The organism is Thioclava sp. GXIMD4215 (genome assembly GCF_045291555.1).
Lineage (GTDB): Bacteria > Pseudomonadota > Alphaproteobacteria > Rhodobacterales > Rhodobacteraceae > Thioclava > Thioclava litoralis.
This window is the reverse complement of sequence record NZ_CP149515.1, coordinates 2,317,039-2,328,691: the sequence shown is the minus strand read 5'-3', so window position 1 is coordinate 2,328,691 and position 11,653 is coordinate 2,317,039. Positions and strand designations below refer to the sequence as shown.

Genomic DNA, 11,653 nt, shown 5'->3' with positions numbered 1-11,653 from the left:
ATTACTGGATAATACATGATTAAAACTGCCAAGAATGCCCGCACCGTCCCGACCCGCCGTCAAGTGATGGCCCATCTTGCCGCAGGCACGATGCTGGGTGGCGTCTTGGCAGGGGCTCCGCTTTGGGCGCAGGACGCGGCAGAGGACACACCCGCCGCAGATGCCGCGCAACCGGCCCTGCCCCCCGCAGCCGAAACCCAGCCCTTCAGTTTTGACAGCCTGACCATCGAGATGCGCGAGGCGGCAAAGCAGCCCGCAACCGCACCGCAAAAGGTCGACGGCTTCCTGTCGAAGCTCGATTATGACGCCTACCGCATGATCCGTTTCAATCCAGAGCATGCGCGCTTTGCCGATGGCGACCACCCGCAATTCACCCTGCAGGCCTTCCATATGGGCTGGCTGTTCCGCGAACCGGTGCTGATTTACGAGGTCAAGGACGGTCAGGCGCAGGCGATGAGCTTCTCGACCGATGACTTCGTCTACGAGCGTAAAGCCCGCGAGATCGTCCCCGAACATGCCCCCCTGCCCGGCGTGGCGGGCTTCCGTTTGCATCATCCGCTCAACCGCCCCGATGTGCTGGACGAGCTTGTGGCCTTTCAGGGCGCATCCTATTTCCGCGCGCTTGGCCGCAATTCGCAATACGGGCTTTCGGCCCGCGGTCTGGCCGTGAATACCGGCCTGTCGGTTGCCGAGGAATTCCCGCGCTTCCGCCGTTTCTGGGTCGAGCGTCCGGCAGAAAATGCCAAGACGGTGACCGTCTATGCCGCGATGGACAGCGCCTCGCTGACAGGAGCCTATCGGTTTGTGATCACGCCCGGTGAAGCGACGGTGATGGACGTGACCGCCCGCCTGTTCCTGCGCGCCGATGTGCAGCAACTTGGCGTGGCACCGCTTACCTCGATGTTCCTCTATGCCGACCGCTCGCGCGACCGTTTCGACGATTTCCGCCCGCAGGTGCATGACAGCGACGGCCTCATGATCGAGAAAGCCAGTGGCGAGCGCGTCTGGCGCCCGCTGGCCAATCCCGAGCGTCTGGCCTCCAGCTATTTCAGCGAATCGACTCCGAAAAGCTTCGGCCTTTACCAGCGTGATCGCGAGTTCGAGCAATATCAGGATGCATGGGCCCGCTACGAGCGCCGCCCGTCGCTGAAAGTCGAGCCGACCAGTGATTGGGGCGATGGCATGGTGCGCCTTGTCGAGATCCCCTCCGAGGCCGAGGCCAATGATAATATCGTCGCGTTCTGGGTCCCCAAAGACGGGGCCAAGGCGGGACAAGAGCGAGAATTCTCCTATCGGCTCAGTTGGGGGGATCTTCCCCTTGATCCGAACGAGGGTATCGCCCATGTAAAAGAGACCTTCGCCGGCGCCGGCGGAGTTGCGGGCAGCAATGATAAGACCCGGAAGTTCGTTGTGGACTTCGCAGGCGGGCGTATCGCAAACCTTCCCTCTGACGCGGTTGCCGATCTGAAAGTCGTCAACACGATCAGCGGGGGCACTATCACCAACCAGAGCTTCTCAAAAATCCCAGATCACGACATATGGCGACTTGTGATGGATGTAGACGCCGAAGACGGTTCGACTGTGGAACTCACAGCCTACCTTCAGGGTTATGGTGCTAAGCAATCTGAAACTTGGGCTTACCAATGGATCAAAGCATGACCGTAATTACCTCCCCCGCGGCGGTGGACACCGTCAAACTTGAACCGCAGGACCTGATCTCGGGTCCCTGCGCCCTGCCGGACGCGCCGATGGCGATGCCTGTGCAGGTTCTCGAACGTGAAGGCGCCGGATTCTGGCATGCGCTGCTTGCGGTTCTTCCGCAGCCGATGCGCGCACATGGGCGCAGCTGATCGCACCGAATAGGAGCGAAATATCATGACCGTCGGACGCCTGTTCCTCTGGGCTTTGCGTAGTTTTGCGATTGCACTGAGCCTGGTGGCAGGCGGCGGTGCATTCGTATTGTTTCTGCAATTCGGCTCTGCAGATGGGCTGGATGTGTTCGACGTCGTGCGCGCCGTTCTTATCCTTATCTCAACACTCTGGCTGGCATGGGGGGCCGTTCAGGCCCTCATCGGGCTGACAACCCGCGCCAAGCCCCCGAAATATGACGCGAACGCCCCGATCGAGGGGCGGACCGTCATCCTGATGCCGGTCTATAATGAAGACCCGCTTTACACCTTCACCCGTCTGGCGGCGATGGACGCTTCGCTTCAAGACGCGCAGGCCAGGGCCGGCACCTCTGCCGAGGTGCATTTCGCCATTCTCTCCGACACGCGCAACGATCTGACCGCGCGCCGCGAAGAGCAGCTTTTTGCCAAGCTGGTGGCGGAGCGCAACGGGATGGGCCGGTACTACTACCGCCGCCGCGAGAACAATACCGGCAAAAAGGCCGGTAATATCGAGGATTTCATCACCCGCTCCGGTGGTGCCTATGATTTTGCGCTGATCCTTGATGCCGATAGCCTGATGGAAGGCGAGACCATCTTGCAGATGGCCCGCCGCATGGAGGCCGAGCCGCGTCTGGGCCTGTTGCAGACGCTGCCGAAAGTCATTCGGGCGCGGTCGCATTTCGGACGGGCCATGCAGTTTTCGGCCGCGTTCTTCTCCCCCGTTTTCGCGCGGGGTCTGGCCATGATGCAGGGCCGCACCGGCCCGTTCTGGGGTCATAACGCGATGGTGCGCACCCGCGCCTTTGCCGAGTGCTGTGGCCTGCCCACGCTGCGGGGCAAGCCGCCCTTTGGCGGCCATGTGATGAGCCATGACTATGTCGAAGCCGCACTTCTGGCGCGTGGTGGCTGGATCGTGCGGCTGGATGACGATCTGGAAGGCTCCTTCGAGGAAGGCCCCGAGAATATCGTCGATCACGCCAAACGCGACCGCCGCTGGTGTCAGGGGAACCTGCAACATAGCCGCGTCATCAACGCCCCCGGCCTGCGCATGTGGTCGCGCTTTGTTTTCGCGCAGGGCATCATGGCCTATATCGCCCCCCTGTTCTGGCTGGCATTCATTCTAGCCTCGATCGGCGCGATGGCCTTTGTCGCGCCGCCCAACTACTTCCCCGAGCCCAACTGGCCCTTCCCCTATTTCCCGCCCTCCGAAGCCTCCAAGGCCATCGGTCTGTTCATCGGGATCATCGGCCTGCTGCTTCTGCCGAAGATGCTGATTGCCGCGCGGGCATGGCTGGATGGCACCGCCCGCGGCTTCGGCGGTGGGGCGAATGCCCTTGCAGGCACGGTCTGCGAACTGCTGATCAGCTCGGTCAACGCACCGATCCTGCTGATGTTCTCGACCCGCTCCGTGCTTCAGGTCCTGTTCGGGGCCGATGGTGGCTGGCCCACCAATAACCGCGGGGACGGCACTCTTGGTTTTCGTGATGGGTTCAAGGCCTCGTGGTGGATTGTGCTTATCGGCGCGCTTGGCTTATGGGCCACTTGGGTGTATGCACCGGGTCTGTTCTGGTGGCTTTCACCCGTCGGCATTCCGATGATTCTGGCGCCTTTCATCATTTCGATGACCTCGCGCACGGCCAAAGGAAACCTGTTCGGAACCCCCACGGAATATCACGCAGCCCCGATCATGGTGCTGCATGACCGGATTCTCAACAATTGGTCGGCTGAACCGGAGGCTTCGACCATAGAGGAAAAACACCATGCCTGAAGCTCGGTCCGCGCGCGATCCGCGGCTGGATTTCTTCCGCGGCATCGCCTTGGCGATGATATTCGTCAATCATATCCCGCATCAGATCTATGAAAATTTCACCTCGCGCAATTTCGGGCATTCCGATGCCGCCGAGGGGTTTGTGTTCATGTCCGGTCTGGCCGCCGCTCTGGCCTATGGTCCGAAACTGGCAGAGGGTTTCAACCGGCAGAGCTTCGGCAAGATCTGGGGCCGGTCCTGGACGCTCTATATGACGCATCTTGTGATCACTTTCTGGGTCATCGCGATCTTCGCCGGTGGTGCGCTCTTTTTCGGCGGCGACAAGCTGTTGACGATGAACGCTTTCGGCCCGCTGGCAAAGCAGCCGCTGGAATGGTTGATCGGCCTTGCCACGCTGAGCCATCAACTGGGATATGTGAATATCCTGCCGATGTATGCCGCGCTGATGATCGCCGCGCCCTTCATGATCCGCTTCTCGCAGGTGGCTCCGATGAAGCTGCTGGCGGTCTCGCTGAGCCTATGGGCGCTGGCGGGCACCTTCCGGCTGAACTTCCCAAATTTCCCCTATGAGGGCGGCTGGTTCTTCAACCCGCTCTCGTGGCAGCTGATCTTCTGTATCGGTATCCTGACCGGCACGGCAATGCGTGGCGGCAAGCGGTTTCTGGGGGTGCACAAGCCCTTGGTGATCCTTGCGGGGCTATGGCTGGTCATGGCGGCGATCTGGGTCAATAACGCATGGATGCTGCGCACTTGGGGTCCGGCGCTTGGCAGCCTCAAAGATCATGGCGTGCCCTTCTTCCTTGTGACCTTCGACAAAACCTTCCTGTCGCTGCCGCGCTTCCTGCATGTGCTGGCGCTGGTCTATATTCTGTCGATGCCCTATCTCGTGCCGCAGATTGCCGCCTCCAAAGCGGCAGCGCCCCTGCGCATGCTGGGCCGCCACGGCCTGAAAGTCTTCGCCTTCGGCACCGTTCTGGCCATCTTCGCCCAAGCGGTGAAAGTGGTGCATCCGGGCGGGCTGCTGCAAGATACGGTTCTTGTCTGGGGCGGGCTGGCCATCCTTTACGCGATTGCCCGTATCTCGGAATGGATGCGTGCCAAACCCGTCGCGCGGGACGTGCCTGCGGCCCGTACCATGCCGCGCGAGGACATGCCCGGCGACCTCCTGCGGCCCGGTGCGCCCGCCCTTGCGCTGCCGCGGCTGTCGCTGCCCTCGTCGATTCCGGTCGTCCAGCCCGAAGTGCCACGCCGCGCCGAACATTGAAAAAAAGGCCACGGAACGCTCCGTGGCCTTTATCCATTTCGAGGGGCTATCCGGAGCCCGCGGCCCAAAGCGCATAATCTTCGGGTTCGGGCCCCAGTTCAGACCTCAGTTCAGACCCCAGTTCGGGCCTCAGTTCGGGCGCGGGCTGCCGATCAGATCCTTCAGCACTTTCAGCACCGCCTGCACCTTTGCCGTGCGATGCAGATCGACATGGGTCACCAGCCAGAGCGAGGATTCCCATTCCGGTCGCGGCGGCAGAACCTCGACCATCCGGCTATCGGAGCGGCCTTCGTTATAAGGCACGAAGCCCAGACCAAGCCCCTGCCGCACAGCCGCCAGCTGGCTCTCATGGTCATTGGCACGGAAAACAACGCATTCATCGGGCACGGCATTGCTCATCCAGCGCCAGAAAGGCGCGCGGCTGTCCCGTTGCTCCGGCCCGATGAAACGGTGCTGGTCCAGCGTCTCTTCGGTCGGCATGCCATAACGCTCGACATAGCTCTTGCCCGCATAAAGGCCGGTGCGGTTGGCGCAAAGCTGCTGCACCACGTTATCGGGTTCGGTCGGGCGGTTACCGGCACGAATGGCCACATGCGCCTCGCCATATTCCAGCCGGAACACGCGCTGATCGGTCAGATAGCGCAATTGCAGCTTGGGATGGTCTACCAGCATCTGTTCCAGCGCCGGCAGGATCAGGGTCGAGATTGTCGGCAGGGACGTCACGATCAGCTCGCCCGACACTTCCTCTCCTGCCCCGGCAATCCGGGCCGCCAGCTGGCTGAACTGGTCTTCGGTCGCCTGCCCTACGGCCAGAAGCTGATGCCCCGCTTCGGTCGGCGTATAGCCGCGCGGATGCCGCTGGAACAGCTTCGTCCCCAACCGCGCCTCCAGCGCGTCGACATGGCGGATCACGGTCGCATGGTGGACACCAAGCACCTCGGCTGCCCCCGAAACCGTGCCGACCCGCGCCACTTGATAGGCCGTTCTGATTTCATCCCAATTATCGAAACTCATGCTGTGCACCCGCGAACAAATTCCGTGCGATCATGCCAGTTGAGTTCAAGGTAGCAAGAGGCAATCTTGCGCCAGACTAAAAAATCCTCCCCATTCTTCGCTATTGGAGATTCCAATGACCATTCTGCGCATCGATAGCTCGATCAAGGGCGATGCTTCCGTGACCCGCAAACTGACGGGCATGATCTGCGAGAAACTCGGCGGCGACGTCGTCACCCGCGACACCACCGGCCTGCCGCTGATTGATGGCGTATGGCTGGGCGCGGCCTACACCCCCGCCGAGAACCGCACCGCCGAGCAGAAAGAGCTGCTGAAACAATCCGACGCGCTGATTGCCGAGCTCAAAGCCGCCGACGAGATCGTCATCGGCATGCCGCTTTACAATTTTGGCGTGACCGGCCCGCTGAAAGCATGGATCGATATGATCTGCCGCGTCGGCGAGACCTTCCGTTACACCGAATCCGGCCCCGAAGGTCTGGTATCGCCCAAGCGCGTCTTCGTGGCCTATGCCTCGGGCGGCGTGCCGCAAGGGTCGGGCTATGACATCGCGTCGAGCTACATCAAGCAGGTTCTGGCCTTTATCGGCCTGACCGATGTGACCTTCGTCTCTGCCGAGGGCGTGGCTATGGGCGAGGCGGAAGCCATCGCCAAAGCACAAGAGCAGATCAAGGGCCTTGCCGCCTGAGTTCTGCCGGTTGTAGTGTACGAGTATGGCCCGCGACATGGCGTTGCGGGCCTTTTTCATGGAGCGCCACCAATGTCCCGTTTCGCGCCCCTGCCGGACCCGCCCTATCACGCGGTCATCTTTTCGTCGCAGCTTGGGCCGGACCAGGCGGGCTATGGCGAAATGGCGGATCTTCTGGCCGATCTGGCCGCCAAGCAGCCGGGCTATATCGGGGCCGAGTCGCTGCGCGACAGCCACGGCTATGGCATTACGGTCAGCTATTGGCGCGATGCCGAAGCGGTGCGCGACTGGAAGCAGGTCTCGACCCACCTGATGGCGCAGAAACTGGGCAAGACCCGCTGGTATGATCATTATACCCTGCGCGTGGCCTGCATCGAACGCCAGTATGAGGGCCCCGACGGACGGTAACGCCCCGCAATCGCCTTGCGCGGTTGACTCCGCAGCCCTTTTTGACTAAGTGTCCCGAGATTCCCCGGAGGACGAGCCCTCCGGTCCCCGCATGAGGCGGGGATCGCCACCAGTCAGCGCGTTGCGCCCACTGGTGCGCTTGTCGTTTGTCTGATGCCCTTATGCAAGGAGGGAGCCATGTTCGAGAGCCTTTCAGATCGCCTTGGCGGTGTGTTCGACCGGCTGACCAAGCAGGGGGCATTGTCCGCTGATGACGTAAAGACCGCGCTGCGCGAAGTACGCACCGCGCTCCTTGAGGCCGATGTCTCGCTGCCGGTGGTGCGGTCCTTCGTGAAGGCCGTCGAGGCCAAGGCGACCGGTGCCGCCGTTACCAAATCCATCACCCCCGGCCAGCAGGTCGTGAAGATCGTCCATGACGAGCTGATTGCCATGCTGGCAGGCGATGATGAAGCCGGAGCGCTGAAAATCGACAACCCGCCTGCGCCGATCCTGATGGTCGGTCTGCAGGGCTCGGGTAAAACCACCACCACCGCAAAGCTTGCCCGCCGCCTGAAAGAGCGCGAGAAGAAGCGCGTGCTGATGGCGTCTTTGGATATCTACCGTCCGGCGGCAATGGAGCAGCTGGCCATTCTGGGCAACCAGATCGGCGTTGACACGCTGCCCATCGTGCAGGGCGAGAGCGCCGTGCAGATCGCCAAACGTGCGAAGCAACAGGCCACTCTGGGCGGCTATGACGTCTATATCCTCGATACCGCGGGCCGCCTGCATATCGATCAGGTGCTGATGTCCGAGGTCCAGCAGGTCCGCGACGTTGCCAACCCGCGCGAGACGCTGCTGGTGGTCGACGGGCTGACCGGTCAGGTCGCTGTCGAGGTCGCGCAGGAATTCGAGGAAAAAGTCGGCATCTCCGGCGTTGTCCTGACCCGTATGGACGGTGATGGCCGTGGTGGTGCGGCGCTGTCGATGCGCGCGACCACCGGCAAGCCGATCCGCTTTGTGGGTCTGGGCGAGAAGATGGAGGCGCTTGAAACCTTCGAGGCCGAGCGTATCGCGGGCCGTATCCTTGGCATGGGCGATATCGTCGCTCTTGTGGAAAAGGCGCAGGAGGTCTTCGAGAAAGAGGCCGCCGAACGTATGATGAAGCGGTTCCAGAAGGGCCTCTTCAACATGAACGACCTGAAGTCCCAGCTTGAGCAGATGCAGAAGATGGGCGGCATGCAGGGCGTGATGTCGATGATGCCGGGCATGGGCAAAATGGCCAAACAGGCCGAGTCCGCCGGTTTCGACGACAAGATGATCCGCCGCCAGATCGCGCTGATCCAGTCGATGACCAAGGAAGAGCGCGCCAAGCCCGAGATGCTGAAAGCCTCGCGCAAGGAGCGTATCGCCAAGGGTGCGGGCATGGATGTGGCCGAGCTGAACAAGCTTCTGAAGATGCAGCGCCAGATGGGCGACACCATGAAGAAGCTGGGCAAGATGAAGGGCGGCGCCCTGAAACGCGCGATGGCCGCGATGACCGGCAAATTCGGCGGTCTGCCCAATGCGGGCGAGATGGACCCCGCCAAAATGGAAGAAGCCACCAAGATGCTGGGCCAGACCCTGCCGAAGAACATGCCCGGACTGGGTGGCATGGGCGGTCTTGGGGGCTTGGGTGGCCTTGGGGGCTTTGGCAAGAAGAAGTAATGGTCGCGCCCGTCCTTCATACCGAGCGCCTGACGCTGCGTCCGCATGACATGTCGGATTTCCCCGCTTTTGCGGAGGTGATGAAGTCTGCGCGGGCGCGCTATCTGGGCGGGCCGCATGATGTGAAGGCGGCGTGGTTCCATTTTGCGTCCGACGTGGCGCAATGGGCGCTGAAGGGCTGTGGTGCGCTGGCCGTGGTGCGCAAATCCGACCGCCAGCTGGTGGGTCAGGTGACGCTGAACGATCTGCCGCATTTTCCTGAACGCGAGTTGGGCTGGATCGCTTTCACCGGCTTCGAAGGTCAGGGCTATATGACCGAAGCGGCGCGCAAGATGCGCGATTTCGCGGCCACCGACCTGAACTGGAAGCGCCCGCTGGTCAGCTATATCATGCCCGGCAATGCGCGTTCGGTCGCGCTGGCCGAACGCATCGGGGCCAAGCTGGACCGCGATGCGCTGCCTGCGGTGAAGGGCCAGCTAGTATATCGCCACCCGATGGGAGGTCAGCCATGATCGCGCTGTCCCCCACCCCTGTTCTGCATAGCGCCGCGCTGGTGCTGCGGGCGCCTGCAGCCCATGACTATCCGCATTGGCGCGATTTTCAGGCCTCTGATCGGTCGGTCTTTATCCGCCCTGCCCCCGAGTTTGACGAAGGGCTGGTCTGGCGGGCTTGGGCTGCGGTGATCGGCCATTGGGTCATGCATGGCTGGGGACCTTTCGTGGTGACCCCCCAAGACAGCGACCGTGGTCTGGGCCTTGTCGGCCCGTGGCAACCGCATGGCTGGCCCGAGGCCGAAATCCTGTGGAACCTTTGGGACGCCGCCAATGAGGGCCGTGGCCTCATGGCCGAAGCTGCCGCAATGGCGCGCGCCCATCTTTACACCGATCTGGGCTGGGACAGCGTTGTCAGCTATGTCGATGCCGCCAATAGCCGCTCTGCCGCGCTGGCCAAGCGTCTGGGCTGCCGCCTTGATCCGCAGGCCGCCACGCCGCTTGGCAAGCCCTGCCTTGTTTACCGCCATCCCAAGCCGGAGGACCTTGCATGAGTGATGCAACCAGCCGCGCCGCAGAGCTTCTCAAGGAGCACCGCGACAGTATCGACCGTCTGGATGCGGTGATGATCTATACGCTCGCCGAGCGCTTTGCCCAGACCCAAGCGGTGGGCAAGCTGAAAGCAGAGCACGACCTTCCTCCCTCGGATCCCGACCGGGAGAAGACCCAGATCGCACGTCTGGAAAAACTGGCCGACGACAGCGGTCTCGACCCGGAATTTGCAAAGAAATTCCTGAATTTCGTGATCTCGGAAGTCATCCGGCATCACGAACAGTTCCAAAAGTAACGGACCCCGAAACAGGTCCGACACCAGCCATTCAAAGGAGATCAACCCATGGCTATGAAAATCCGTCTCGCACGCGGTGGTTCCAAAAAGCGCCCCTTCTACGCAATCGTTGCTTCCGACTCGCGCATGCCGCGTGACGGCCGCTTCCTCGAGAAGCTGGGCACCTACAACCCGCTGCTGGCAAAAGACAGCGAAGAGCGCGTGAAAATGAACATGGAGCGCGTTCAGTACTGGCTGAGCAAAGGCGCGCAGCCGACCGACCGTGTGGCACGCTTCCTTGAAAACGCCGGTGCTCTGCCGAAAACCGAGCGTAAGAACATGAAGAAAGCAGAGCCGGGCAAGAAAGCCCAAGAGCGTGCAAAAGAAAAAGCCGAGAAAGCCGCTGCGGCTGCTGAGGCCTCCGAGGCCTGATCTTGGACGCGTTCTCCCCCGAGTTCCGCGAGGATCTGCACCGGTTGATGCTGTGGCGGCGTGATGTGCGCCGCTTCCGCACCGATCCTGTGCCCGAAGAGATCCTTGCACGGGGGCTGGACGCATTTTCCCGCGCACCATCGGTCGGCCTGTCCGAACCGTGGCGCGTGATCAATGTCGAAAGCGCCGCGGCCCGTGCTGCGGCGCTTTCCAATTTCCAGACCGCCAATGCCGAAGCGCTGGCCGCCTATCAGGCCGGTGGCGACATTGATCGCGCGACGCTCTATGCGGGGCTGAAACTTTCGGGCATGCAGAAAGCCCCTGTCCAGCTGGCGGTGTTTTGCGATACCGGCACGGTCAAAGGGGCCGGTCTGGGGGCCAGATCCATGCCCGAAATGCGTGCCTATTCGGTCGTGGCCGCCATGACGATGATGTGGCTTGCCCTTCGCGCCGAGGGGGTGGGGATGGGCTGGGTGTCTATTCTGGACCCCGAGGCACTGGCAAAATCGCTGGATGTGCCTGAGAGCTGGAAATTGATCGGCTATTTGTGTATCGGCTGGCCGGAACGGTCGCAGCCGACCCCCGAGCTGGAGCAGCTTGGCTGGGAAACCCGCGACGGGCTGCCCAAACTAGAGCGGAGATAAGCCATGACAGAACGGACCTGTGTCGGAGCCATTGCGGGCGCTTTCGGGGTCAAGGGCGAGGTGCGGCTGAAGAGCTTCTGCGCCGACCCGCTGGCCATTGCCGATTACGCGCCGCTTTACACCGAAGACGGCAAGCGCGCCTTTGATCTGACCGATCTGCGCGCGATCAAGGGCGGCATCGGCGCCTATCTGAGCGGCGTCGAGACGAAAGAAGAGGCCGATGCGCTGAAGGGCGTCTCGCTCTGGGTGGATCGCGATATGCTGCCCCATCTCCCCGATGACGAATTCTATCACGCCGATCTGATCGGACTGACGGTTGTGGATACCGGCGGCGCGGTGCTCGGGTCGGTGCGCGCCGTGCAGAATTATGGCGCGGGCGATTTTCTGGAAATCACCACAGCAGGCGAGAGCCAGCCCCTGCTCTTGCCCTTCACTATGGCCGTTGTGCCGACCGTCGATCTGACCGCAGGCCGGATCGTGGCGGATCCGCCCGAAGACGTATAAGACATGACCGACACTCCCGAAGACACCCCGAAAAAGGGCGCGATG

Annotated in this window: 14 protein-coding genes; 13 read left to right on the top strand and 1 reads right to left on the bottom strand. The window is 62.1% G+C overall.

Going from position 1 to position 11,653, the window contains the following annotated elements:
• Positions 1-15 precede the first annotated feature (15 nt).
• The 4 genes from WDB86_RS11590 to WDB86_RS11575 are packed head-to-tail and all read left to right on the top strand — an operon-like array spanning position 16 to position 4,921.
• Positions 16-1,659, top strand: coding sequence for a glucan biosynthesis protein G (locus tag WDB86_RS11590; protein ID WP_339108350.1), 1,644 nt, complete (start codon positions 16-18; stop codon positions 1,657-1,659).
• A complete protein-coding gene (locus WDB86_RS11585; RefSeq protein WP_339108351.1) occupies positions 1,656-1,850 on the top strand; it encodes a hypothetical protein in 195 nt (64 codons plus the stop codon). Before WDB86_RS11590 ends, WDB86_RS11585 begins: the two co-directional genes overlap by 4 nt.
• Positions 1,851-1,875: 25 nt before the next feature.
• The gene (gene mdoH, locus WDB86_RS11580) at positions 1,876-3,657 is read left to right on the top strand and encodes a glucans biosynthesis glucosyltransferase MdoH (protein WP_406721365.1); all 1,782 of its coding nucleotides are present in this window, start codon (positions 1,876-1,878) and stop codon (positions 3,655-3,657) included.
• Complete coding sequence (locus tag WDB86_RS11575) at positions 3,650-4,921, top strand: OpgC domain-containing protein (protein ID WP_339108353.1); 1,272 nt, start codon at positions 3,650-3,652, stop codon at positions 4,919-4,921. The genes mdoH and WDB86_RS11575 overlap by 8 nt, the downstream gene beginning before the upstream one ends.
• A gap of 129 nt (positions 4,922-5,050) precedes the next feature.
• Here WDB86_RS11575 and WDB86_RS11570 read toward each other — a convergent pair whose 3' ends face one another.
• Positions 5,051-5,935, bottom strand: coding sequence for a LysR family transcriptional regulator (locus WDB86_RS11570; protein ID WP_339108354.1), 885 nt, complete (start codon positions 5,933-5,935; stop codon positions 5,051-5,053).
• 115 nt (positions 5,936-6,050) lie between these two features.
• Here WDB86_RS11570 and WDB86_RS11565 point away from each other — a divergent pair, with 115 nt between their 5' ends.
• The 9 genes from WDB86_RS11565 to rimM all read left to right on the top strand — a co-directional run bounded on the left by WDB86_RS11565 (position 6,051) and on the right by rimM (position 11,608).
• Positions 6,051-6,620: an NAD(P)H-dependent oxidoreductase gene (locus WDB86_RS11565; RefSeq protein ID WP_339108355.1), complete on the top strand. Its 570-nt coding sequence runs from the start codon at positions 6,051-6,053 to the stop codon at positions 6,618-6,620.
• A 72-nt stretch (positions 6,621-6,692) separates the two neighbouring features.
• Positions 6,693-7,028 carry an antibiotic biosynthesis monooxygenase family protein gene (locus tag WDB86_RS11560; RefSeq protein ID WP_406735975.1) on the top strand — a complete coding sequence of 112 codons (336 nt, stop codon included), beginning with the start codon at positions 6,693-6,695 and terminating at the stop codon, positions 7,026-7,028.
• Positions 7,029-7,205: 177 nt separating this feature from the next.
• Positions 7,206-8,711 carry a signal recognition particle protein gene (gene ffh / locus WDB86_RS11555; protein ID WP_406735974.1) on the top strand — a complete coding sequence of 502 codons (1,506 nt, stop codon included), beginning with the start codon at positions 7,206-7,208 and terminating at the stop codon, positions 8,709-8,711.
• A complete protein-coding gene (locus WDB86_RS11550) occupies positions 8,711-9,223 on the top strand; it encodes a GNAT family N-acetyltransferase (RefSeq protein ID WP_339108358.1) in 513 nt (170 codons plus the stop codon). Before ffh ends, WDB86_RS11550 begins: the two co-directional genes overlap by 1 nt.
• The gene (locus WDB86_RS11545; protein ID WP_406735973.1) at positions 9,220-9,756 is read left to right on the top strand and encodes a GNAT family N-acetyltransferase; all 537 of its coding nucleotides are present in this window, start codon (positions 9,220-9,222) and stop codon (positions 9,754-9,756) included. Before WDB86_RS11550 ends, WDB86_RS11545 begins: the two co-directional genes overlap by 4 nt.
• Positions 9,753-10,049: a chorismate mutase gene (locus WDB86_RS11540; protein WP_339108360.1), complete on the top strand. Its 297-nt coding sequence runs from the start codon at positions 9,753-9,755 to the stop codon at positions 10,047-10,049. The genes WDB86_RS11545 and WDB86_RS11540 overlap by 4 nt, the downstream gene beginning before the upstream one ends.
• 48 nt (positions 10,050-10,097) lie before the next feature.
• Positions 10,098-10,460 carry a 30S ribosomal protein S16 gene (gene rpsP / locus WDB86_RS11535; protein WP_339108361.1) on the top strand — a complete coding sequence of 121 codons (363 nt, stop codon included), beginning with the start codon at positions 10,098-10,100 and terminating at the stop codon, positions 10,458-10,460.
• 2 nt (positions 10,461-10,462) lie between these two features.
• On the top strand, positions 10,463-11,104 hold the full coding sequence (gene bluB / locus WDB86_RS11530; protein ID WP_339108362.1) for a 5,6-dimethylbenzimidazole synthase: 642 nt from the start codon (positions 10,463-10,465) through the stop codon (positions 11,102-11,104).
• A 3-nt stretch (positions 11,105-11,107) separates the two neighbouring features.
• Positions 11,108-11,608 (top strand): ribosome maturation factor RimM, encoded by a 501-nt coding sequence (gene rimM, locus WDB86_RS11525; RefSeq protein ID WP_339108363.1) that lies wholly within the window; start codon positions 11,108-11,110, stop codon positions 11,606-11,608.
• The last annotated feature ends 45 nt before the right edge of the window (positions 11,609-11,653 follow it).

What these genes read in the sequence shown, in the direction of transcription:
- WDB86_RS11590 (WP_339108350.1), top strand. Translation starts at nt 16, where the DNA reads ATGATTAAAACTGCCAAGAATGCCCGCACCGTCCCGACCCGCCGTCAA.
- WDB86_RS11585 (WP_339108351.1), top strand. Translation starts at nt 1,656, where the DNA reads ATGACCGTAATTACCTCCCCCGCGGCGGTGGACACCGTCAAACTTGAA.
- mdoH (WP_406721365.1), top strand. Translation starts at nt 1,876, where the DNA reads ATGACCGTCGGACGCCTGTTCCTCTGGGCTTTGCGTAGTTTTGCGATT.
- WDB86_RS11575 (WP_339108353.1), top strand. Translation starts at nt 3,650, where the DNA reads ATGCCTGAAGCTCGGTCCGCGCGCGATCCGCGGCTGGATTTCTTCCGC.
- WDB86_RS11570 (WP_339108354.1), bottom strand. Translation starts at nt 5,935, where the DNA reads ATGAGTTTCGATAATTGGGATGAAATCAGAACGGCCTATCAAGTGGCG.
- WDB86_RS11565 (WP_339108355.1), top strand. Translation starts at nt 6,051, where the DNA reads ATGACCATTCTGCGCATCGATAGCTCGATCAAGGGCGATGCTTCCGTG.
- WDB86_RS11560 (WP_406735975.1), top strand. Translation starts at nt 6,693, where the DNA reads ATGTCCCGTTTCGCGCCCCTGCCGGACCCGCCCTATCACGCGGTCATC.
- ffh (WP_406735974.1), top strand. Translation starts at nt 7,206, where the DNA reads ATGTTCGAGAGCCTTTCAGATCGCCTTGGCGGTGTGTTCGACCGGCTG.
- WDB86_RS11550 (WP_339108358.1), top strand. Translation starts at nt 8,711, where the DNA reads ATGGTCGCGCCCGTCCTTCATACCGAGCGCCTGACGCTGCGTCCGCAT.
- WDB86_RS11545 (WP_406735973.1), top strand. Translation starts at nt 9,220, where the DNA reads ATGATCGCGCTGTCCCCCACCCCTGTTCTGCATAGCGCCGCGCTGGTG.
- WDB86_RS11540 (WP_339108360.1), top strand. Translation starts at nt 9,753, where the DNA reads ATGAGTGATGCAACCAGCCGCGCCGCAGAGCTTCTCAAGGAGCACCGC.
- rpsP (WP_339108361.1), top strand. Translation starts at nt 10,098, where the DNA reads ATGGCTATGAAAATCCGTCTCGCACGCGGTGGTTCCAAAAAGCGCCCC.
- rimM (WP_339108363.1), top strand. Translation starts at nt 11,108, where the DNA reads ATGACAGAACGGACCTGTGTCGGAGCCATTGCGGGCGCTTTCGGGGTC.